The 22782-nt window shown below is 34.5% G+C and carries 17 protein-coding genes; 9 read left to right on the top strand and 8 right to left on the bottom strand.

What is annotated here, in order from left to right; genetic code table 11:
* The first annotated feature begins 378 nt into the window (after positions 1–378).
* Together F0000_RS24550 and F0000_RS24545 are read left to right on the top strand one after the other, a co-directional pair.
* Complete coding sequence (locus tag F0000_RS24550) at positions 379–2223, top strand: hypothetical protein (protein WP_149627367.1); 1845 nt, start codon at positions 379–381, stop codon at positions 2221–2223.
* A 123-nt stretch (positions 2224–2346) separates the two neighbouring features.
* A complete protein-coding gene (locus F0000_RS24545; protein ID WP_255452884.1) occupies positions 2347–3228 on the top strand; it encodes an alpha/beta hydrolase in 882 nt (293 codons plus the stop codon).
* A gap of 47 nt (positions 3229–3275) precedes the next feature.
* Here the strand turns inward: F0000_RS24545 and F0000_RS24540 are convergent, their stop codons facing one another.
* Positions 3276–3503, bottom strand: coding sequence for a YgjV family protein (locus tag F0000_RS24540; RefSeq protein ID WP_149627366.1), 228 nt, complete (start codon positions 3501–3503; stop codon positions 3276–3278).
* Positions 3504–4069: 566 nt separating this feature from the next.
* On the opposite strand from F0000_RS24540, the gene F0000_RS24535 reads away from it, so the two are divergent.
* Positions 4070–4648 (top strand): YdeI family protein, encoded by a 579-nt coding sequence (locus tag F0000_RS24535; RefSeq protein ID WP_149627365.1) that lies wholly within the window; start codon positions 4070–4072, stop codon positions 4646–4648.
* A 15-nt stretch (positions 4649–4663) separates the two neighbouring features.
* Here the strand turns inward: F0000_RS24535 and F0000_RS24530 are convergent, their stop codons facing one another.
* From F0000_RS24530 to F0000_RS24500, 7 genes are all read right to left on the bottom strand, one after another.
* Positions 4664–5389 (bottom strand): sulfite exporter TauE/SafE family protein, encoded by a 726-nt coding sequence (locus F0000_RS24530; RefSeq protein ID WP_149627364.1) that lies wholly within the window; start codon positions 5387–5389, stop codon positions 4664–4666.
* A gap of 36 nt (positions 5390–5425) precedes the next feature.
* Positions 5426–6466 (bottom strand): zinc-dependent alcohol dehydrogenase family protein, encoded by a 1041-nt coding sequence (locus tag F0000_RS24525; protein ID WP_149627363.1) that lies wholly within the window; start codon positions 6464–6466, stop codon positions 5426–5428.
* Positions 6467–6469: 3 nt separating this feature from the next.
* Positions 6470–7378, bottom strand: a complete 909-nt coding sequence (locus tag F0000_RS24520) for a hypothetical protein (protein ID WP_149627362.1) — start codon at positions 7376–7378, stop codon at positions 6470–6472.
* A complete protein-coding gene (locus F0000_RS24515) occupies positions 7365–8189 on the bottom strand; it encodes an arginase family protein (RefSeq protein WP_149627361.1) in 825 nt (274 codons plus the stop codon). The genes F0000_RS24520 and F0000_RS24515 overlap by 14 nt, the downstream gene beginning before the upstream one ends.
* Positions 8189–9826: a M1 family metallopeptidase gene (locus F0000_RS24510; RefSeq protein WP_149627360.1), complete on the bottom strand. Its 1638-nt coding sequence runs from the start codon at positions 9824–9826 to the stop codon at positions 8189–8191. The genes F0000_RS24515 and F0000_RS24510 overlap by 1 nt, the downstream gene beginning before the upstream one ends.
* Before the next feature lie 276 nt (positions 9827–10102).
* Positions 10103–11443, bottom strand: a complete 1341-nt coding sequence (locus tag F0000_RS24505) for a M28 family metallopeptidase (RefSeq protein ID WP_149627359.1) — start codon at positions 11441–11443, stop codon at positions 10103–10105.
* 47 nt (positions 11444–11490) lie between these two features.
* Positions 11491–13302 carry a T9SS type A sorting domain-containing protein gene (locus F0000_RS24500; RefSeq protein WP_149627358.1) on the bottom strand — a complete coding sequence of 604 codons (1812 nt, stop codon included), beginning with the start codon at positions 13300–13302 and terminating at the stop codon, positions 11491–11493.
* Between the two features lie 181 nt (positions 13303–13483).
* On the opposite strand from F0000_RS24500, the gene F0000_RS24495 reads away from it, so the two are divergent.
* The 6 genes from F0000_RS24495 to F0000_RS24455 all read left to right on the top strand — a co-directional run bounded on the left by F0000_RS24495 (position 13484) and on the right by F0000_RS24455 (position 22202).
* Positions 13484–15625, top strand: coding sequence for a beta-agarase (locus tag F0000_RS24495; RefSeq protein ID WP_149627357.1), 2142 nt, complete (start codon positions 13484–13486; stop codon positions 15623–15625).
* Positions 15603–15959 carry a transposase gene (locus F0000_RS24490; protein WP_149627356.1) on the top strand — a complete coding sequence of 119 codons (357 nt, stop codon included), beginning with the start codon at positions 15603–15605 and terminating at the stop codon, positions 15957–15959. Before F0000_RS24495 ends, F0000_RS24490 begins: the two co-directional genes overlap by 23 nt.
* A 479-nt stretch (positions 15960–16438) precedes the next feature.
* On the top strand, positions 16439–17284 hold the full coding sequence (locus tag F0000_RS24480) for an AraC family transcriptional regulator (RefSeq protein ID WP_149627355.1): 846 nt from the start codon (positions 16439–16441) through the stop codon (positions 17282–17284).
* A gap of 62 nt (positions 17285–17346) precedes the next feature.
* Positions 17347–18357 carry an NAD(P)-dependent alcohol dehydrogenase gene (locus F0000_RS24475; RefSeq protein WP_149627354.1) on the top strand — a complete coding sequence of 337 codons (1011 nt, stop codon included), beginning with the start codon at positions 17347–17349 and terminating at the stop codon, positions 18355–18357.
* A gap of 523 nt (positions 18358–18880) precedes the next feature.
* Positions 18881–20338: an ATP-binding protein gene (locus F0000_RS24465; RefSeq protein ID WP_149627353.1), complete on the top strand. Its 1458-nt coding sequence runs from the start codon at positions 18881–18883 to the stop codon at positions 20336–20338.
* An 805-nt stretch (positions 20339–21143) separates the two neighbouring features.
* Entirely contained in the window at positions 21144–22202 is a 1059-nt protein-coding gene (locus F0000_RS24455; protein ID WP_149627352.1) for a transposase, read from the top strand.
* Positions 22203–22782: the final 580 nt, after the last annotated feature.

Here is a 22782-nt window from a genome sequence, read left to right as displayed (position 1 = left end):
TATATATTAAATTTGGGGATCGGATAGCACTTGATTTAGCGACCAAGCCCCAGGAGGGCTCTGGGAGCTAGCTCCCAGAGCCCTCCTGGGGCTTAACCCTGAGACAGGGTTATAATTACACTTCCAGAAAATATGTAGGGCTTCAATTAGATCATTATAATTTATTTACATATATTTAATAAATAAGTTGTTATTTCCCCTAAAACAACTCATTCACTACCTTGTGAAATCTTTTAATGTTTTGTGAACTTAGCAAAAAAACATACCAATATAGTTACATATTTCCTGTAACGATATTTCATTATTGTATTCATTAATTACTAGAATTTTTAGTTATAAATCGTATAAAACAATGTACAAAACTGAAAATAAAACCTTATGAAATTAGAAAAGATATTAGATAAGCTTGGCTCAATAGAGAAAAACTCATTTATAAAAGTTATTGATACAATCATATCTGGTAGACCAAAGAATATCAAAGAAATCGAAAGGATCCTAAGTTCATCAGATAAAGGACTAAAATCTGTAGATAATGAGAATATATCAAAGATTTTTACATTAACATTACTTGAGTTTCAGGAGCATATCAAATGCGAATTTCAAGAAATTACCTCGCAGCTAGACATTTTGATTGATATTATTATTCGCGATGGAAATTGTATCATGAAACAAGATTGGTTTTCCAGATTATATGAAAATGAAATTAAACATATAAAAACTAAAATTAAAGTACTAGAGTCGGATGTAGAAAACAATAAATCTGATATTAGTATACATCGTAAAAGAGATTACAAGATTTATAAAGCTTGCTTAACAACAGCATACCATAACGATATTAAGAATAATAGAGACCCAAAAATAACATCAGATGAGTTGTCGATCATATTAACATTATCAAAGCAACTAGGACTCTCACAAGAAGAAGTGAAATTGATAAATTATTCAATTCTATCGATTAAAAAATTGGATATCCAGGAGGTAATAAAAGGGCTTAAAAATATTGGAGTTATATTTTACTCTAATAAAGAAAATACCATATATGTCGCTGATGAGATGGTCAGGATATTAAGAGAAGTAAGAGGAAAAGAAGTAGCAGAAAAATTCTATCGTAGAACGCTCAAACTCTTAAGAGAACCTATTATTAACAATATCTGTAGAGAACATAATGTAGATAGAAAATTGTCATACTCTCAAAAAATTGAAGAAATAATTAAAGAAGGTGTTTCATTTACAAACCTCCTTCTCGAGGGAATTTATAAACAAGGGAGTACATTAACAGAAAAGAAAAAAGAACTAAATGAACTCTGTGAAAAAGGATTAAATATTAGTAATTTAAAAGGAAGTACACTAGACGATAAAATTGATAGTCTCATTAAACATTTTGATGCTGTAGAGCGTGATGAAAAAGTAGGAATATCTCTGGACGGGTTTGATAAGTTATTAGCAGAATTAAATCATACGTTACCCAAACTCAACAAACAGATAAAAGACCAATTCGAGTTGCAGGATGAATATGTCCTTAAGGCTGATTTCTTATTGGATTATAATATTAAACCAAGAGATATTTTAGATTTGATAGCAAAAGCTGATCTAACTAATTTTATTAAGGATAACGCAATAAGACAGCGTGGCGATGATATTCTAAATATCCTGGAATATTATAAAGATGTTGAAAATTTATATTTAGAAAACTATGAAAATATAGGATACCGTAATCTTAATTTATTAAAAGAGAATGGAATTATCATAAAAGAAAGTGAATTGGGAATCAAATTTGAAGATTTGACAAGAAGTATTTTCAAAAGTTTAGGTTTTCATGTGGATGATGATTTTAAAAACCAGCTGAATACAAAAAAAGATATGATGGATATCCTTTTAAATTTAGGGAATAATGAAATAATCATTGTAGAATGTAAAACCAGTAAGGAACGAGGATACAATAAATTTAGTGCCGTATCAAGACAATTAAAATCGTATCAAAGTCTAGCCCTGAAAAATAATTTACGAATTGTTAAGATTTTGCTTGTAGCGCCAGAATTCAGTGAAGATTTTGTACATGATTGTGGGATGGATGCAGAAATAAATTTATCACTAATTACAGCCACAACTTTATCAAGAATCTCTGAAGGTTTTAAGCTATCAAAATATACCGAATTTCCCCATGTTTTATTTAGAGATATCTTGATCAGCGAAGATAGAGTGTTAAAAATATTAAGCAAATAGTAGCAAAATAAAGTATTCTAAAATCAGACAAAAACGGATTGCAAATAGCATTCGGTTTTATGGGAGCTCCAGCATAATTAATTTATCTTTGATATATATTGTTAATAGAAATCCATTTGTCATATGAAAAAAATGATACTATTCTTATGTATATATCCACTTTCTTTTTTGGGATACGGTCAGGATATTATAAAACTTCCTTATGAGACTCCAATAGATATAAAGTGGGAGAACAGCGAAAAAGAATATTATTCTGAGATATGGGGAACGAAGGTAATCACTAATGTTTCAGAGCCAACAATACAAGTTTTTAGCCCTGCTAAAGAAAAGAATACAAGGGCTGCAGTTATTATTGCTCCTGGAGGAGGGCTATTTGCCCACAGTATTTATCATGAAGGTACAGCAGTTGCTTCTTGGTTGGCAAAAAGAGGAATTACCGGGATTGTTCTAAAATACCGCTTGGTTCCTACAGCAGAAGATGGAGTCGCTGAGATCTCTAATCTGGTGGCCCAAAATTCTGCTAAACTCACAAAGGAAGTATCCAGAATCATGCCGCTGTCTATACAGGACGGATTGCAAGCGATCTCCTATATACGTCAGCATGCCAATATCTACGGAATAGATCCGCAAAAAATTGGTTTTATGGGATTCTCTGCAGGAGGGGCAGTAGCTATGGGTATAGCCTATCAGTATACAAAGGAGAACCGACCTGATTTTTTGGTACCGATCTATCCCTGGACCACTCAGATGGCTGTCCAGGAGCCCAAAGAAGATGCGCCGCCTATCTTGATTTTTTGCGCTTCTGATGATCCTATTGGTTTGGCTACTGGTGCCATAGAACTCTATAATTCCTGGTATACTCGGGGATTGAATGCAGGATTGCATATATATGCCAAAGGTGGACACGGTTTCGGAATGCGTAAAAAAGAGCTCCCTTCTGATACCTGGATAGAACGTTTTTATGACTGGTCGGTTACCGAGGGATTCGCAATCGCAAAAGAATAAAAGGTTTGTGTAAAAAAAACACTATTCAGTAGATCATCAAAATAGTACTATTGTTTTTTTAGAAGCTTGTAGATGAAGTAGGTATTTGTCATCGCGATAAAATAGTTTAATAGTACGACAGGCATAGAATCAATAAATATCCCATAGGTGCCAAGTAGAAATGCTCCGATAAGGTTAATGGTTCTAAGCTTGATAATTGAATTCATAGTGATACTAATGGCTATCAAAGCCGAAGCTACATATCCTAATAGTTCGATCCAGTTAATGTTGTCCATATTTTTTAATTAAGAGTTTGTGTATATTATTTAAGACCTCAAAGTTTTAAATTTCTAAAGAAAGTATTCATTTTTTAGAATCATAAAATTTTATTTGGCGATAAGATATAGCGATACATTTAACTAGAATAACTATAAAACTATAATCTCAATATCCCAAGAAGGCAGGTATGCAGTATATGTGTACTAGTAAAAGGGAATAAACCTATGCTTTGTTAGGGGAAAACCTATAAGTATTTAAGGTAGTTAACCGGTGTATAAACCGTGTTTTCCTTCTTGATGCGTGTTCTTATTCACCATAGATTTGTACCCGTAAGAGATACTTTGGGAACATTTTTTAAAACCAAATGAACTTTGGATACAAATAGCATGATACAAGGATATTACTAAGGGAGGAGATCAAACCAACAAATAATGGTTTTTTTTAGCATCTGTAACAGATTCTTTTAATAAACCTGTACTACACAAATAGGAGCAGAACCCATAGCATATCTGTATATGCTATGGGTTCATATATTTATCAAAAAATAGTATCTTGACACAGGAGAGCAGTTGATACTATTTTTATGAGTGATAAACCAGAATTATATTTTAAAAATGATCAGGAATGGCGGCAATGGCTTCGTGAAAATCATAAAACTTCAAACGGCGTATATTTAATTTTTTATAAAGTAAAAAGTACGGCTCCCAGTATGCGATGGGAAGAAGCTGTCAAAGTTGCTATTTGTTATGGGTGGATAGATTCTACTGTCAAAAGAATAGATGATGAACGCAGGAGGCAATATTTCTGCCCACGAAAGCCAAAAAGTGTATGGAGCAAACTTAATAAGGCTTATATTAAAGAACTAACTAAGGATGGTTTACTGCATGAAAGTGGTATGGCTACTATCAAAACAGCAAAAAAGAATGGTTCGTGGACAGCATTGGATGCTGTAGAAAAAGGGATTATACCTCAGGATCTTATAAAAGCCTTTGATGCAGCACCTATAGCGTATGAAAACTTTCAGAATTTCAGTCCCAGTTATAGAAAAAACTATCTATATTGGATTCATCAGGCAAAACGTCAGGAGACAAGGGATCGACGGATTATAGAAATCATAAAACTCTGTGAGGCCAATATTAAGTCCAGAGAAGGGGGCAGATAAGAGGAGTGCTGTTTATTATTTCAATAAAATTACAATGCCTCCGATTGCTGTCATTAGTAGTATAAATTTTCTGTATTGATGATCTTTAAACAATTTTACGACTTTTAATCCCAAAATAAACCCCAGAATTACCGCTGGAATTAAGTATAAGTCTGTAAGTAATGATGCTGCAGTAATTGTTTTCCAGCTGAAAATATGAAATGGTAGTTTAAATAAATTAATGATAAAAAATAACCACGCGGCAGTCCCAATAAATTCATTTTTTGGAATTCTGGTAGCCAGAAAAAATATATTTGTAAAAGCGCCTGCTAGATTCCCGATCATCGTAGTAAAACCTGCCATCAATCCCGTAGAACCAGCAAACCAAACCTTATTAGGAATGTTTTTTTTATCGTATCGCTCCCAAAGAAACATAATCACTACACTTACTAGTATTATTACAGCCATCCCTTTCTTAAAAATGTTTTCAGGGAGATCTTTGCCTACAAATACTGCTATAAGAACACCGAGGATCATCCAGGGAAGAAATTTAATAAGATATTTCCATTGGGTATGCCTGTTGTAATAGGTTACAGCCAGTATGTCTGCAAAAATAAGAAGCGGTAATACAATTCCTGTAGATGCTTTTGCTCCGTGGACTAATGCCATTAGGGTAACGATAACAACCCCCATTCCTTTTAATCCAGATTTAGACATTCCCAGAATGATAGCGGCTATAAATGAGATGGTATACGGGATCATATTTCTCTGCGGTATAAAATTAGTATTTATATTGATCTAAAATGAGTTAATTACCTGTATACCTTTGGTATCAAAGTTATCCATTTCGGGGAGTGCTTTGATAGCTTGTTCCAGAGTGATTGTATTTTGTATTAATTTTTGAGGATGAAGTTTTCCATTTTTAATCATATTTAACATCTCGGGATATTTATAAGCCTGCATCCCATGACTACCAATAATTTCTAATTCATCTGCCAGAACCTTATCCATAGGAATGTTAGGGTGTTGATGGTTTCCTGTCATTAACCCTACCTGAATATGTTTTCCTTGTTTTCTTAAGTTTGTAATAGAGTTAAAGCAGGTAGTCGCACTTCCCAGAGCATCAACGGATACGTGCGCGCCTCCATGTGTAAGTGTCTTAATAGTATCCACCACATCTTCTTGACGGGTAGCATTTACAGTTTGTATAGCACCCAGTTCTTTTGCCAGATGTAAGGATTCTTCGTTGATATCAATCGCAATCACCTGAGCACCAAGAGCACTGGCGATCATAATGGCAGATAAGCCAACACCTCCGCACCCATGAATAGCTACATACTGACCAGCATTTACTTTTCCTTGTGCAACAATTGCTCTGAATGCGGTAATAAAGCGACATCCCAGTGTTGCTGCGGTAATATCATCAATTTCGTCTGGTAGCAATACTAAATTTGTATCTGCATAATCAATAGCTACATATTCTGCAAAAGATCCCCAGTGTGTAAATCCAGGCTGCGATTGGTAATCACATATCTGATGGTTACCAGAAGTACAAGGGATACAGCTGCCACATCCACAAACAAAGGGAACAGTAACACGGTCTCCCACCCGAAAATTATGAACATTTTTGCCCGTAGTCTCAATGATGCCTGCTAATTCGTGTCCAGGAACATGAGGTAATTCTATATCCTGATCATGTCCCATCCAGCCATGCCAGTCACTACGGCATAAACCGGTGGCTTTTACTTTTATAACGACCCCGTGTTCTGAAGGAGAAGGGTCTGTTACATGCTGTATTGTTAATGGGGCTTTAAATGATTCGTATACAATAGCTCTCATATCTTATTTGTCTTCTATAGCGTCCAGAAATGGTCTCATCTCTAGTAGTTTTATATCATCACGTTTGCGTAATTCCCTTAGAAACCATCCTTTATGCCCCGCTCCATAGATGATCAACATTCTTTTGCCTGTATACTTATATTTTTGTAATGCCTTTTCGATATTCCAATAATGTGCAATATTTATATTATCCCATCCCCCCAGACCTAACTCTACATTAAAAAGACTGTTATAAACCTGTAAGCTGATATCCTGAATGCTATCATACGTATGGGTATGGATAAAATAAGGATCATTTACTTTTCCTGTAGTCTTATATATAGAATATATAGAATCCGAAAGCTTATTGGCATTCTGGTATGTGTTCCAATCTGCCGTTCTTAACGAATCTTTACGGATGGCATTTAATTTCTGACTGCGTTCCTGAGCCATAGGCAATGTCCATCCTGCCGTAGGAATGATCTCAAAATTCATTTCTTTGGTGAGAGGGAAAACAACATCTGCATATTCTGGAAAACGCATAACTCTGGGTTCAGAAATACTATCATCTTTTTTGAAACCCCGCATAGCTTCTTCAAAACGATCTGGTGGAATCTCAGCTAAGATATAATCAGGATTAATTTCTTTGATTAATTTTTTTAGATAAACCGTATTGTATATGCTATCAGTGCGGTGCCCCCCGTGAATAGCTCCCAATATCACGACTTCATTTTTTGATTTCTCTACAGTTGTAATACCCGAAACGGTTGGATTTTTATTACAGCTTATCATAAAACAAATCGATAGACAAGCATACAGATATGTACCCGATAATCGAGATGTAAATGCTCTGAGGTTTAGCTCGAAATTGTAATGTTTTTGTCCTGATAAATGCCTCGGCTTGCCCTGAGGTAATTTACTATTTATCTGCATTCTGATTTGATATTAATGCATTTATAATTCCCTCAATAGGTTTCAATTCTGAAACCTTGGTAGTAACCGACTCTAATACACTACTGCCGACTACTGTAAAGTTTTGCTGTAACAGCTCTATGCATTCTTTTGCTTGCTTAATAGTGACCCCATCTTTGACCTGATAATAGGTTTTGTCATAATCTTTTGGTTCCAGACAATCAAAATCGAAATGTAAATATAGGTGTGTGATATCTTTGGATTGTAAGGTGGTGATCATAGCTTCAATATTTGTTTCTCCTGGTGCATATATAGTATCTTTCTCGATACGCGCTAGTTCTACAGCATCAATGTCCCTGACACCTACATAATGAATTTGTGAGGGTTGTATGGTAGAGAATAGGAGTGGAGTCATATGTACTGAACCTTCTCCCAATAAGGTGCGCAATGGCATTCCGTGAAAATTACAACTTGGAGAATCACAGGGTTTATTGATATCTGCATGGGCATCAAACCAGATGACTCCCAGATTAGGATATTTTTGATTGAGATAAGATACCGGAACTATTTCTAAACCACAATCTCCTCCAATAGTTTGAATTGTGTCGGGTTGAGATGTTTCAATAGTTTTTTTTAAGCGTGATAATTGCTCTGTAATGGCATCATAGTTATGGATATTGTATTTCTTTTCTCCATACTGTCCAGCCGGAATATCAGATAATGGAACTTTAATGAATTCAGAATCATTCAGATACTCCAAAATAGTTCTGGCACCGTCTTCGATGTTTTTTCCGGTTCCTGATCCTTGCCATTGTGGGAAATATATTTTCATTATAGTGATGTTGTGTTTATATAGAAATTTGGGTTTACATTAATTTCATCTGCTTTTATATTTAAGACTTGCCAGGTTGCCTTGGGTTGTATCCACTGATCTTTCCCATTGATTTTTATTATAACAGGCATATCAAAGTCATTGACGATATTTGTATATCTATATTTTAATCCATTTTCATCCAGGTCGTATTCTAATGTTGGAATTCTTGTATCTCTTAGGTATTGGTTAAAAAAAGCGGTCAGGTCTATTTTAGTTTCTTTACTTATATAATTTTCAATTTGTTTTGTCGTTACTGTTTGATGATAAAATTCTTTATTAAGCCCTCTTAATAAAGCTTTCCATGCATTATCATCTTCGACTAGTTGGCGTAATGTATGGAGCATATTGGCTCCTTTAAAATACATATCACTTGAACCTTCGTGGTTTACATTGTAGTTTCCTATAATAGGACTATCATTTTGGATACTTTTTCTCGTTCCCACAATATAGGCGGCTCCCGCTTCTTTACCATAATGGTAGTCCAGAAACAGCCCTTCAGAATATGCTGTAAAACTTTCATGAATCCACATATCAGCAATATCTTTATTGGTAATATTATTTGCAAACCATTCGTGACCGGATTCGTGAACAATAATAAAATCAAATTTTAATCCCCAACCAGTTCCTGAAAGGTCGTTGCCCAGATATCCATTTACATACTTGTTTCCGTAGGTAACAGAACTTTGATGTTCCATTCCCAGATAGGGTGCTTCTACTAATTTATAACTATCTTCATAAAATGGATATGGACCAAACCAATGCTCGAAGGCTTTTATCGTTTTGGGAGCGTCTTTAAATTGTTCTTTGGCAAGGTCCAGGTTATCTCTCAATACGTAATAATCCATATCCAATATTCCTTTTTCCCCTTTATATTGTTCTCCAAAATGAACATAATCTCCGATATTAATATTCACACCATAATTATTGATAGGGTTTTGCACAAACCAGTGATAGGTTTTGGTATTGATATCACGTTCTTCTACTTTTCTTAACCGACCATTAGATACATTCACAAGTTTTTTTGGAACGGTAACACTTACCAGCATACTATCTACTTCATCATACATATGGTCTTTATTAGGCCACCATACACTGGCTCCCAATCCTTGGCAAGACGAGGCTATAAAATGATTTCCCCGAATGTCTTTTTTCCAGGAAATCCCTCCATCCCAGGGAGCATTCACTGCTTCACGGGGTTTACCACTATAATACACTTCGATCGAATTGATTTTATTCTTTTTTTGTTTTTTATCGAGTGTTACAAAATGAGCATTGCCTTCAGAATTCACCTTTAATTCTTTTCCATCTTGCAGTATTTTTTCAATTTTTAGTGGTGATTGCAAATCCACTTGTAATACAGTATGTTTTTTTAAAACTCTATAATGAATAGTATTTTTTCCTTTGATGGATTTGGTATCAGGATCCACAGTAATATCCAGGTGATAATAGGTGAGATCCCACCAATCTCTTTCTGGAGTTATGGTTCCTCTTAATGTATCTTGCCTGGTAAATTGTTGCTGGTTTTCAAAAAGAGAGGTCTGCGAAAACAGGGGATAGATACTTAAAAGAAAAACTGGAATTAAAAATCGATTCATATCAAAATAATTAGTGAACTTATTTTGGTTTATAAAGTTTATAAAATGCACATTTTTCAACTTAAAAATGAATACTCACATTAGAGTTGTTGTAGAACTCATCTTGACTTTTTCTACTTCCTGAAAAATGGCTGAAATTCGTCTATATTTTGTTACTTTTTCATCTATAGAGATTACAAAAAGTGCCGCATCTGATCAAATTTCAATTCATTTTCGCTTAAAAATAAAAAATCAGGATGAGTCCATAAAGAATTAGCATGATTTGGTAAAAATATATTATTTTCTAAAAATTTCAGAAGGAAATACTACCGGGCTTTCGTGGCCATTTTTTCCAACGGATGCAATTCCGAAAAAGAAATTATCAATGACAATACCATCTAATACAAAATTATCCACATTCCCTACAAAACGGCTATGATCCCAGGTGGGAGATGTTGTATCTCTCCAATAAATTTTATATCCTATAATGTTAGGGTCATTTGCTTTTTTCCATGTAAATTTTGCTGATGGTTCTACAATTCCCCCAATTTTTACCTCGGTAGGGGCAGGAGGCGCCCAGGCGATACTCGCCAAATTGATAGCATTGACAGCAGTGAGCTTAGCAGCATATTCAAAATTTACGTGTTCTACGACATCTCCGTATTTGATTCCGTTTTCTTCTCTGATATCCTGATGTTGCTGGGTATAGTTTTCGTGTGCTTCCATAATTCGGATTCCGGCAAATCCTGCATCATTAAATGGGCGATGATGTCCGCCACGACCAAAACGATCCAGACGGTAAATCATCATAGGATTCATCTCTGGCATGTAGGTTTTAGTCGTTTTATGTATCCGGCGTGCCAGTTGTCTGGAAATCCCGTCAACTTCACCTCCATAAAAACGTCTTCTTTCTACTGTTTTCTGATCGTCTGTAAGATTCGTTGGTTCTGAGAATATCCTAAAGGTTCTGTTATCAATTACGCCATCAACACCTTTGATATTACCAATCATATCATTATTCATAATGCCAATAATATCCCAGTTGTTTTTCTTTGCATAGGCAGCGAGTCCTTTACCACCAAACAATCCCTGTTCTTCTCCGGATAATCCCACATAGATAATACTATTTTCGAATTTATATTTTGATAAAACTCTGGCAGCTTCTATAGCTCCAGCCATTCCCGTGGCATTATCATTAGCTCCGGGAGCATCATCTGTATAATTTACAGGATCAGTAATACGGGAGTCAATATCACCACTCATCATAATAAAACGGTTGGGATATTTGGTTCCACGCTGGATGGCGACCACATTAACAACCATAACATCTTTTGTGATACGCTGATTAGTTCCTTTTTTTACCAAATCCTTCTGATAGAAAACGTCTAGGCAATTGTTACAGCCGTTGGATATTTTATCAAACTCAGACTTAATCCACCTTCTGGCAGCCCCAATACCTCGGGTTGCAGATACGGTATCGCTTAAGGTATGTCTTGTGCCAAAATCGGCTAGTTTTTTTATATCAGTTTCAATTCGATCAGCAGAAACAGCTTGTATAATGTCATAGATTCTTTGATCAGTTTGTGCAGTTAAAATAAAAGTAAATAGAAAGAAAGTTGAGGTAAGAAGTGTCTTCATTTGTACAAGTTTAATCGCCTAATTTAATTAAAAGCGATCACTGTTAACTACTCCTTAACAAATTTATAAGACCATTTATTATTACTATCTTCAATTAATAAAATATAGATTCCCTTACTAAGATCCGAAACGATAATCTTGTCTGAGGCTTTTCCCTGAGTTAGTTTTTTACCGGTTATATCATATATTGAATAGCCGTAGTTCCCGTTTGATGTAGAAAAATTTATCTCATCTCTTACTGGGTTGGGATACGTCATTGTAGGACGTTCTTCAATGTCATCAACTCCCAGAACATTGCTAAACTCAAATGCTCCGAGATCGATAGTGCTTACAAATCTATCAGTATTTCTATAATCACTCGTACCATGAACCGCTATGGTTCCATTGGGAGGAAAGTTAGTGCTCCAGAAAGAATCTGTCCAGGATGTAATATTGTTTTGGAGAATTCCTGCATCGATAGCTGCTGTAGAAGAACGCTGAGTATCTAAATTTCCTTCGGTGGGATCTACAAAATCAGGATTCTCAGTAATCGATGTTCCGGGAACCGATCCAGAAACAGAGGTACCCCACCAAAGATTCGTTCCCCAGATATTATTAGTATTAGAAGAAGGATTAAAATCTTCGTGGCAGGCTGAGGTAGTACTCTGACCAAAAAAAATATTATTAGCAATTCTACTATCTTTGACCCTGTTTTGGAATACAATTTCACTTCCCCATCCTTTATTTTTATAAAATGAATTGTTATATATGTAGATTCTCACTGCATCGCCACCTCCGCCTTCAGGGGCATCTTCAATATCTGAATATCCTCCTGCAATAACACCATTTTCTTTGTTATTATACACATAATTATTGATCATCAGGATGTCTGATGTTTCTCTAAAACGATTTTCGCTACCAAACTCAAAACCCAGGTCATTTTCTGAGGACAGATTACCTTCAAAAATAATATTACGTCCGCCATCCACATAAAAACCACCGGCATTGCCTTCATTTGCATTTATTTCTGATTGATACCATGGATTTTCAGGAATGCCTAATGAGGCGTTTCCGAAAATAGTATTTCTTACAGATCGGTTTTGACGAACAATACCATTTCTGGCTTGGTTATCATCACCACAAGCTGCACATACATCATTTTCAAAACCAATAAAATCAAACCCTATATTATTGTTATCATGTACGTAATTGTCTATTACTTTGAAACCATTAATATTTCCGTTTAATGTAAATGATTCACTTGATGAAGTAACACATTCATACACTTCATTTCCTATCAGCTCTATATTCTGTATTCCTGTTATGGTGTCTCCATATACTGCAATGCCGTTTGCGCCAGGACCACAATCACTATTTTGAGTGCAAGAAGAGAAGTTTTTAATGTCATGAATCCTATTATTACGGATAATCAAATTACTGCAACTACCTTCTACTAAGATCCCTACAGGGGTATTAGTATCATTATCAACAGGGTTTTGGGTTTGATAATTTTGTAATTCAAAACCATCTATAATAATATTACTTGCTCCAGAGATGGTAATGAGTCCTGTTCTACCATTGGGCACAATAGAACCTCCATCTATAATAACACTACCATTGGCTTGTAATGTAATGGGATTACCAGATGTTCCCGAATCCGGGTTCCCACTAAAAGTTACAATTTCCTGATATGTACCCGTCTCTATATTTAAGACATCTCCAGGATCTAACTGATCTACTCCAAATTGAATAGTTTTCCACGGTGATCCTTGGTTCCCATTATTAGAATTATTTCCATTTGTATCAGAAACATAATAAGTGTTTTGAGCAGTAGCTGCATAAAACATAAAAGAAAATAATAGAAAGAAGGTGTTTTTCATATTTGAAGATAGATGTAGATTAGTAGATTATCTTTATAACGAAAGAATTGTTAAAAAAAGTATTTTCATTTAATATAGTATCTATATTTTAACGAATAATGGTTGTTTTTGTTATTTTTTTAGTAGGAGTTCAATATGTAATTTGATAAAACTTCATATCTTTTGACTTTAAATACAATTTATGAAAAATACATTTTTGAATTTAATAAAATATTACCTACTTGTTTTATTAATAGGGCTTTCTGGTTGCGAAGAAAATAAAAAAGAATCAATTTCTGAAAAGCAGCAGCCAGATGCAAAATCAGATGAAATGATGCTATTTGATTTTGAAAATGCTGTTGATGAGTCCTCTATAGTTTCTGAGGATGCTACTTTTAAGGTATTAAAAAATGCAGCGGGTAGTAAGCTAGAAGTGGCTACAGATTTTAATCTATCAAAACCAGGTGTGATTTTGCATGAGCCAAAAGGAGCGTCTTGGGATTTAAGTGGTTATTATTCTGTTAAAGCTGATGTTACCAATGTTGGGGATAAAGAGATGCAGGTTGAATTTTATGTAGGGAATGATCCGGACGGATTGGTAAAATGGTTTTGTTCTGATTATGTAGATTTAAAACCAAATGAAAGTAAAACCATTACTGTTTATTTGGCCTGGAGTCCCTGGGCATTTGAGCCACAGATAGAGGTGGTAGGAATGCGCGGTGTCCCCGGTAAAATTAAAACAGATTTAAAAGCGATTAAGCAAGTATCGTTTAATACCAGATATGCGGTTTCTAAAAATAAATTTACGGTTGATAATGTCAGAGCTGTTGGTAAATTAGAAATGAAAGATACAACTGGATTCTTTCCTTTTGTAGACAAATATGGACAATATATACATAAAGATTGGAAAGGGAAAATACACTCTGATGAGGAGTTGAAGAAAATTACAGCAGAAGAATCAAAAAATATCGCTGCAAATCCCGGACCTAAAGATCGTAATAAGTTTGGAGGATGGACTGCGGGTCCACAGCTAAAAGCTACAGGCTTTTTTAGAACCGAAAAACACAATGGAAAATGGTGGATGGTAGATCCCGAAGGTCGATTGTTTTGGACAAATGGTGTAAATTGTGTTTCTTCTGATGCCCCAAATACTGGTGTGCAATATCGAGAGTCATATTTTGTTTCCCTTCCCGAAGAAGGATCACCGCTAACTCAATTTTACTCAGAAAGTAGCTGGGGAGATCACGGGTTCTATAAAGACCGAAAACCGTATAAAGCATATAATTTTTATAAGGCCAATCTTCATAGAAAATATGGAAAAAAATGGTTGAGTGAATTCCAGAGCTTGGCGCACGCACGATTAAAAAACTGGGGTTTGAATACTATTGGTTTTGTTTCTGACCTAGAAGCCATTGCACAACAAAAAACACCATATGTTGGCTCTGTTTGGATTACGAATACTCCTAAGATACAAGGATCAGAAGGGTATTGGGGTCCGTTTCACGATGTTTTTGATCCAAAATTCAGACAAATTGTAAACCAATCCATGCAAACTCAGAAGAATGGAGCTGGAGATCCGTGGTGTATTGGGTATTTTGTAGATAATGAATTATCCTGGGGTGATGTTGGTTCGCTGGCTATGGGAACCTTAAAAAGTCCAGCTTCACAACCTGCAAAGGTGGAGTTTGTTAAAGATTTAAAAGCAACCTATAAAGAGATAGGGAAATTAAATGAATCCTGGAAAACAAATTATGCATCCTGGGATGCTCTCTTAGAAAGTATAACTCCTCCAAAATTTGAGGATGCCAAAAAAGACTTAACTGATTTTTATGAAAAAATTGCACATACCTATTTCAAAATAATAAAAGAAGGTTTGAATACCATTGCTCCCAAACAAAATTACCTTGGATGTCGTTTTGCCTGGGCAAACAATGATGTGGTATTAACTGCAGCGAGTAAGTATATGGATATTATGAGTTTTAACAAATATGAATATAGTGTTGAAAATATAGGTTTACCCGAAGGAGTGGATGCTCCAATAATGATAGGAGAGTTTGATTTTGGCGCGTTGGATAGAGGACATTATCATTATGGTGTAAAATTAGCAAAAGATCAGGCGCATCGAGGGGCGTTGTATCAAAGTTATATAGAAGGGGCTTTACGTAATCCATTAATTGTAGGTGCACATTGGTTTCAGTACAATGACGAACCTTTTACTGCCAGAGGTGATGGAGAGAATTATAATGTGGGCTTCGTTGATATTTGTGATAATCCCTATACAGAGCTGATCGATAAAGTTAGAGAAACTGGCTATAAATTATATGAGTACAGAACGAATAATTAATTTGCTTATTCGCAAATTTGTGCACCAATTACCTTTTTACAGACAACAACAAATATTCAAGAGTCAACATCTTGATATTAGCAAAGGAAAACTTCATATGGGATATCATTGGGTACATCATGCACCTATAGAACGCTTAGTTTTATTTAAGTATGATCGGAGTCGATCAAGAAAAGTTCCAGAAGAAATCTTACAAGACTATAACGGAACTATTCAGACTGACGGGTATTCAGGATATCCAGATCTTAGCACTAAAGGAAGTATTACCTTATTGGCATGTATGGCACACCCAAGAAGGTATTTTGAAAAAGCATTGGATAATGATGCGTCCTGAGCCAGTTCTGTATTGGAACAAATCCAACGTTTATATGCTATGGAAAGAAAAGTTCGAAAATAGAAAGTACTTTTGAGCTAAAAAAGCGCTATCACAAGTTATATGCAATTTGGGATACGATTAAAGTGATCAAGAATCATTTGGATTATAAGCTTTACAAATGGGTGAAAAGAAAAGGAAGAAATGCGCATCGGGTGCTTCGCCAGCATCCCTATGAAACACTAGTAAAATGTTATAAATTATTGGATATAGAAAAGTATGCACGCTTAAAAACAATTTCCAAAGCGCAATGAAGAACGCTATCGGTAAACCGTATGAAGGAAAACTTTACGTAGGGTTTGATGAAGGGGGCACTGATACTTCTAAAATATTAATATCTTTAGCCAGATAATAATAGGTGAAGCTATCAGGCTCTACTCTACGCACCAATTACAAAAAAGAAAATAAAAAAGTTTTACAGAAAGCAAGGCGTAAACTCTATGGCTCAAAAACTTAATCAAATCACGTTGTATGATAAACCAATATTCTCTTGGTATGAATTATCTACGCCCATAGAGAAAGAATTAAGTTTACCTTCCGAATCTTGTTTTGCCTATATTCTTCAAGGTGATAATCAGGATGTAACAAAATTAGGATTATTAGCTAGAAAAGGAACAGTTATTCTTTCATTATGTGGCAAAACAGTTGAACATAGTTTTTCAAAAATTGAAGTTGGATATATAAGTACTATTGTTGTTCATTTCAATCAAAAAGTACTAGGAAAAGTTTTTGATGGCAAAAAGCCAAAGTTTTGGAAGGAATTGGATTACCCTTTAGCAAAAGACAGTTTTCAAGAAGACGCTTCGGCCTTAGTAAAAGCTTATTTTATGAGTGTTGCCAAGTTTTTTGAACACAAAACAGCACTAAGTGAGGAAATTTTGGAGGTCAAGTTAAAAGAAATTATTCTGCTCCTCCTGCAAACTGAAGAGTCTTCACACTTGAATTTAATTATGAGACGTCTATTTTCTGATAAAACTTTTTCATTTAGAAAAGTCATTGAGACTAATTTGTATGAACCATTGAATCTCCAACGTTTGGCAGCTATGACAAACAACAGTATGGCTTCTTTTAAAAGAAAATTCAACAAAATGTACGACAGCACACCAGCTAAATATATCACTCAAAAAAAATTGGAAAAGGCACGTAGTAATTTAGCTTTTTCTCAGAACTCTATAAAAGAGATTTGCTATGATTGTGGATTCATTAATCCATCCAGTTTTTCTCGAATGTTCAAAAATGAATATGGCTGTTCTCCTACAGAGTTCAGAAAGAACCTCAATGAATAATGATTGAACCCACTGGCAAAGACCGAATCACAATTCACTAATAAATTTGCATCAAAAAGAATATGAAACATTCAAAATTGATGCGTGCTATCATTTTTCGAGACTATGGCAACCCTGAGGAAGTAGTGAAACTTGTAAAAGATTGTAAAATCCCGATACCCAATAAAAATGAAGTTTTAGTGAAAGTTGAATGTGCCTCAGTTAATGCGGCTGATAGATATATTGTGCGAGCCAATTATTTTATTATTCGGTTGGTTTTTGGATTGTTCAGACCTTCCAAGAACAAGAGAATTTTAGGAATGGATATAGCGGGAACTATTCAAAGCGTTGGGCAAAATGTTAAGGGTTTTCAAGTAGGTGATGCGGTGGTAGCTGATATTCGAAAATCTTTTGGAGGAGGTTATGCAGAATATGCCACTGTAAATACAAAATACTTGGTAAAAAAACCAGAGGAAGCTTCTTTTGAACAAGCCTGTACAGTGCCTATATCTGGCCAAGCTGCAATGATGGGAATGATTCTTTGTTCAATCAATCCAGGTGATAAAGTTCTGGTCAACGGTGCTTCGGGTGGTGTGGGGTCTTTTGGCATTCAGATAGCAAAAGCTCAGGGTGCATATGTAGCAGCTATCTGTTCTACAAAAAAAAATGAGGCAGTAAAAAGTTGGGGAGCAGATGAGATTATTGACTATAAAAAAAAGGATTCAATCAAAGCCTTAATTGGAAAAGAGTTTGATGCGGTATTTGATACTGCATCTTTTGAATATCCAGGCCGATACAAACAGATTTTAAAGAAAGATGGTAAATATGTATTAGTCGGTGGTGATTTTTACAATATGCTTAAAGTAAAATTTCTTGGCCGATTTGGTCGTGGTAGTCAGAAATTTATGGCTTTAACTCAAAAGGTTGAGGTTACAACAAATATAAAAACAGTACTTGAAATGATTGCTGATAAAAAGATAAAGCCCTCTATACAAAAAGTTATTTCACTAAAAGACGTACCAGATGCTCTTCATAGTCTTGAGCAGCGTACCGTGGTTGGTAAAATAGTTGTAAATTTAAATAAGGAAGTCTAAATCTATCCATAAGAAAAAAATGGTACTGACACTGTATTCTATGAAATCAGAGCAAAGTTTAGTGCCAAGCGAAAGATCATTTCCTTTTTGCGGTGGTGCTAAATTTTTATAAATTGAATAAGAAATAAAAATGCGCAGATAAATCGATTGGTTCAGGTTTGCTTGCCTTGCTCCAATTCATATATTTGGCGTTAGTGTGCCATGAAGCTGTGGTAATCCAGTGGGTGGTAAATCCCACCAGAGTAATTGTCTGTTTGGGAATAGAATGGATTGTTTGGAAACTCAATCAGACCCTAATAGGATGGTTAAATTAGTTTTCAATACGTAAGACAACTCATATCTGGGATACCATTAAAGTGATCAAGAAGCATTTGGATTATAAGATTTACAAATGGATAAGGATTTGTATATTAAAAAATAAACTAATTTATGCTCTTACTAATAATTTAATAAAAACAAAATAAGATTAGTTAATTGATTCTATTTCTCTATTTTTGCAAATAGAGTTATTAAAATGATCTAAATGAAAAGCCTCCATTCTTTTTCTAAAGAACAATTCATAAGTAAAATAAAATTTGAAAATCCTTGGTGGGAAAAATTAGAAATTGATGATTATTATTCATCAATGAAGAAACGTTTATACTTTGATTTATTCTCTCCACTTGTATATGAAAAAAGTGTTAAAAGAGCTGTAGTCTTAATGGGACCCAGACGAGTAGGTAAAACGGTAATGCTTTTTCATTTAGTTCAGGATTTAATTAATAATAGAGTCCCTTCAAAAAGAATATGTTACCTTTCAATTGAAAACCCAATTTATAATGGTCTATCTTTAGAAGAATTGCTTCATCGTTTTTTAGAAGTAACTAACCAAAACCCTTCCGAAGAACATTATATAATATTTGATGAAATACAATATCTAAAAGATTGGGAAATTCATTTAAAAACTCTTGTTGACTCGTATCACAAAATTAAGTTTATTGTTTCTGGATCCGCTGCCGCTGCTTTAAAGCTAAAAAGTAATGAATCAGGCGCTGGTAGATTTACAGATTTTATGCTTCCTCCTCTTACATTCCATGAATATATTGACTTAAAAGGTTTGTCTCACTTAGTCTCATTAAAAGAAAAAGAATGGAAAGGACTAATAGGAAATTATTTCCATACAGATAATATTGAAGAGTTCAATAGTCATTTTATTGATTATATTAACTATGGAGGTTATCCAGAGGTTTCACTTTCAAAAGAAATTCAATCCAATCCAGGAAGATATATTAGAAATGATATTGTCGATAAAGTTTTATTGAGAGATTTACCTAGTTTATATGGTATAAAAGATGTTCAAGAATTAAATTCATTATTTACGACAATTGCATACAATTCTGGTAATGAATTTACATATGAGCAATTATCAATCAGTTCTGGAGTAGCTAAAAATACTATTAAAAGATATATTGAATATTTGGAAGCTGCTTTTTTAATACGTGTTATAAATAAAATTGACCAAAACTCTAAAAAATTTAAAAGGGCTACATCCTTTAAAATATATCTTACAAATCCATCATTAAGGAGTGCTTTGTTTGCTCCAATAGAAAAGACAGATGATTTCATAGGGAATATGGTAGAAACGGCTATTTTTTCTCAGTGGGGTCATAATACAGGGTTTACACCATATTATGCTCGTTGGAAAAACGGAGAAGTTGATATCGTAAGTTTATCAGCTGAAAAACAAAAACCTTTATGGGTTGTTGAAATAAAATGGAGTAATAGGTATGTAAAGAGTCTTAGTAAATTATCAAATTTGAAATCATTTTGTCAAAAAAATAAGCTTGATAGAACATTAGTTACTACATTAGACATTGAAGAAATAAAAGACGACGATGGTTTAACTTATGATTTTACTCCTTCTAGTCTTTATTGCTATACTGTTGGAAGAAATGCAATTGAAAAAAAACTAAACATAACAACAATGGCTATAACGCATTAAAACACGTCATAGCCGGAACGGTGGTGTGCCACGAAACTGTGGGGTAATCCAGTGGGTGATAAATCCCACCAGAGCAATTGTCTGTTCACTCTGAAGAAATGTAGACAGTTGTACTTGTGAAGGTGTTTTTGAAGCTGTACAGGACAAATAATCAAGCCGTAATGCGCAAGCGTGAACTCTTAGTAGCTTCGATAAGTGTATCTGCAATTTGGGGAGAGTTTTGACGGTCATCGAACCCTGTCACTTCAATAGGATTAACAGTCACTTGAGTATTGAAGAGTTGGCGGAGTCATAGGGATGGCGTGATTATAGATGGATTATTACAGAACGTGGGAGATCTTTTATAATAAGGATTGGTAATGCTAAACACACTGATATAAGTATTACGAAGTTCAGAAGTGGTTATAAAAGAAGTCGGAGGAGCACATAGTACCAATAATAACAGAGACAACAAAACTCTGTTTAGGGAAGAAGCTCTACTTTAGAGAAGTTTATATGAAAGACAGAAGGCCTATATTGATGCAAATCTATTAGTAAGTCCATCCATAAGTGATGAGCGTGTTCATGTATTTCAAAGGAAACTATACATTGCAGCCAAGAAAGAAAAGGGATTTTTAGCTCATAGTCTATATGATAAAATATGTCTGGACTATGTGTTGATTACCTCCTTTTATGGTGTAAAGCAGAACTATTCCAAAGGCGTTGGAGTAGATGGGGAGAGTATTACTAACTCACCTTACGCAAAATTGGGATGATATTTTTTAATTTTAACATTTGAATTGTTGATTATTATATTTGTATTTCTATGGAGAATTTTGTTGACCTCTACACTGATTATTTACTCACATCAAGTTCATACGTTACGGCAACAGGCATGGCTTCTTTGCTGTCGATTAGCCATGATAAGATTACACGAGAGTTGTCAAAAGGGGATTATGACAGCAAATTTTTATGGAAAAAAGCAAAACCTTACATTGAAGAATTAACCCGTTCTAAAGAGTTAGCAGTTTTAAGTTTTGATGATTCGATTCAAGAAAAACAATATACTGATGAGAGTGCATTGAATTGTTGGCATTATGATCATGTATTTGGAAGATCTGTAAAAGGGGTGAATTTTTTGACAGCATTACTAGAAGTTGGTGGGATACGCATTCCTTGTGGTGTTGAATTTATCAAGAAAGATCTTTGGGTTACAGATCAAAAAACAGGTAAACAAAGGCGCAAAAGTAGTATCACTAAGAATGAACTATTTAGGAGAATGCTTCGCGAGTGCCATAAGAAAATTTTGTTTGATTATGTTTTATCCGATAGTTGGTTTAGTTCTATAGAAAATATGATTTGCTGCAAAGAAGAACTAAAACAAGATTTCATCATGGTTTTAAAAAGCAATCGTAAAGTAGCTTTATCCCAACAAGATAAAGCTGATAAAAAATATATAAGTATTGAAACACTACAGCCAGGACAGCAGACCGCGGAGGTTTGGTTCGAAGAATTAGATTTTCCGCTGTTGCTTACCAAGCAAGTTTTCAAAAACGAGAATGATACAGTCGGCGAGTTGTACTTGGCTTGTAGTGGTTTAAACTTATCATATGACCAGATCACTACAATCTACAAAAAACGGTGGGGAGTAGAGGAATTCCATAAATCCATAAAATGTAATACTGGATTTACCAAAAGTCCAACAAAAAAAATGAAAACCCAAATGAACCATTATATGTTATCCATCATAGCATACATAAAACTAGAATGGCTCAAGGAAAGAACAGGAAAGAACCATTTTGCTATGAAGACTCAAATATATTTAGCTGCACAGCAAGCAGCTTATAACGAATTACAAAAGTTATCAACATTTAGAGCTGCATAAATAACATTTTAACATATTCTTATGCGTAAGGTGAGTTACTAAGATAGAACACTCAGGATTACACAAGTATTTAACTAACCTACAAGAAGAATTACAAGGTAAAGCGTACCGCAGCAATGCAGTAAAAGCTACTAATTCCAAAACTATTACTCGCGAAAATTTAGTACGAAACAAAATAAAAGAAATAGTAAAAACAGAATATAAGGCAAGTCAAACCATTATATTGAAGTGAGAAAAAGAGAACTTCAATGACTTAATTGAATTTTGGCTAATTTGCCAAGCTTAGTATTCAAATGCATATGATAGCTTTTTTACTAATTTGGTATTTGATAATTTGACTCAATATGATGGTTGGAAGACGGACACCGATAGAGTAGGACATTCCAAGAAGCTAAAAATAAATGAACGTCAAATATTATTGAATAAGATTAACTACTTTGATAGTTCTATAGATGTTATACGATTTACGGGTGAGAATTTCGTAAAAATAATGGCAAGGATTTTTCGCTAGATTGATGAATCAAATTAAAGAATAGCCATAGCTATTGTTTCATTTTATGAAGAAAATATAGTAGAAAAA

Origin of the sequence: Aquimarina sp. RZ0 (assembly GCF_008370685.1) — a bacterium.
GTDB lineage: Bacteria > Bacteroidota > Bacteroidia > Flavobacteriales > Flavobacteriaceae > Aquimarina.
Note: the sequence above shows the minus strand (reverse complement) of the source record. Positions and strands in the feature narration are given on the sequence as shown.

What these genes read in the sequence shown, in the direction of transcription:
- F0000_RS24550 (WP_149627367.1), top strand. Translation starts at nt 379, where the DNA reads ATGAAATTAGAAAAGATATTAGATAAGCTTGGCTCAATAGAGAAAAAC.
- F0000_RS24545 (WP_255452884.1), top strand. Translation starts at nt 2,347, where the DNA reads ATGAAAAAAATGATACTATTCTTATGTATATATCCACTTTCTTTTTTG.
- F0000_RS24540 (WP_149627366.1), bottom strand. Translation starts at nt 3,503, where the DNA reads ATGGACAACATTAACTGGATCGAACTATTAGGATATGTAGCTTCGGCT.
- F0000_RS24535 (WP_149627365.1), top strand. Translation starts at nt 4,070, where the DNA reads ATGAGTGATAAACCAGAATTATATTTTAAAAATGATCAGGAATGGCGG.
- F0000_RS24530 (WP_149627364.1), bottom strand. Translation starts at nt 5,389, where the DNA reads ATGATCCCGTATACCATCTCATTTATAGCCGCTATCATTCTGGGAATG.
- F0000_RS24525 (WP_149627363.1), bottom strand. Translation starts at nt 6,466, where the DNA reads ATGAGAGCTATTGTATACGAATCATTTAAAGCCCCATTAACAATACAG.
- F0000_RS24520 (WP_149627362.1), bottom strand. Translation starts at nt 7,378, where the DNA reads ATGCAGATAAATAGTAAATTACCTCAGGGCAAGCCGAGGCATTTATCA.
- F0000_RS24515 (WP_149627361.1), bottom strand. Translation starts at nt 8,189, where the DNA reads ATGAAAATATATTTCCCACAATGGCAAGGATCAGGAACCGGAAAAAAC.
- F0000_RS24510 (WP_149627360.1), bottom strand. Translation starts at nt 9,826, where the DNA reads ATGAATCGATTTTTAATTCCAGTTTTTCTTTTAAGTATCTATCCCCTG.
- F0000_RS24505 (WP_149627359.1), bottom strand. Translation starts at nt 11,443, where the DNA reads ATGAAGACACTTCTTACCTCAACTTTCTTTCTATTTACTTTTATTTTA.
- F0000_RS24500 (WP_149627358.1), bottom strand. Translation starts at nt 13,302, where the DNA reads ATGAAAAACACCTTCTTTCTATTATTTTCTTTTATGTTTTATGCAGCT.
- F0000_RS24495 (WP_149627357.1), top strand. Translation starts at nt 13,484, where the DNA reads ATGAAAAATACATTTTTGAATTTAATAAAATATTACCTACTTGTTTTA.
- F0000_RS24490 (WP_149627356.1), top strand. Translation starts at nt 15,603, where the DNA reads ATGAGTACAGAACGAATAATTAATTTGCTTATTCGCAAATTTGTGCAC.
- F0000_RS24480 (WP_149627355.1), top strand. Translation starts at nt 16,439, where the DNA reads ATGGCTCAAAAACTTAATCAAATCACGTTGTATGATAAACCAATATTC.
- F0000_RS24475 (WP_149627354.1), top strand. Translation starts at nt 17,347, where the DNA reads ATGAAACATTCAAAATTGATGCGTGCTATCATTTTTCGAGACTATGGC.
- F0000_RS24465 (WP_149627353.1), top strand. Translation starts at nt 18,881, where the DNA reads ATGAAAAGCCTCCATTCTTTTTCTAAAGAACAATTCATAAGTAAAATA.
- F0000_RS24455 (WP_149627352.1), top strand. Translation starts at nt 21,144, where the DNA reads ATGGAGAATTTTGTTGACCTCTACACTGATTATTTACTCACATCAAGT.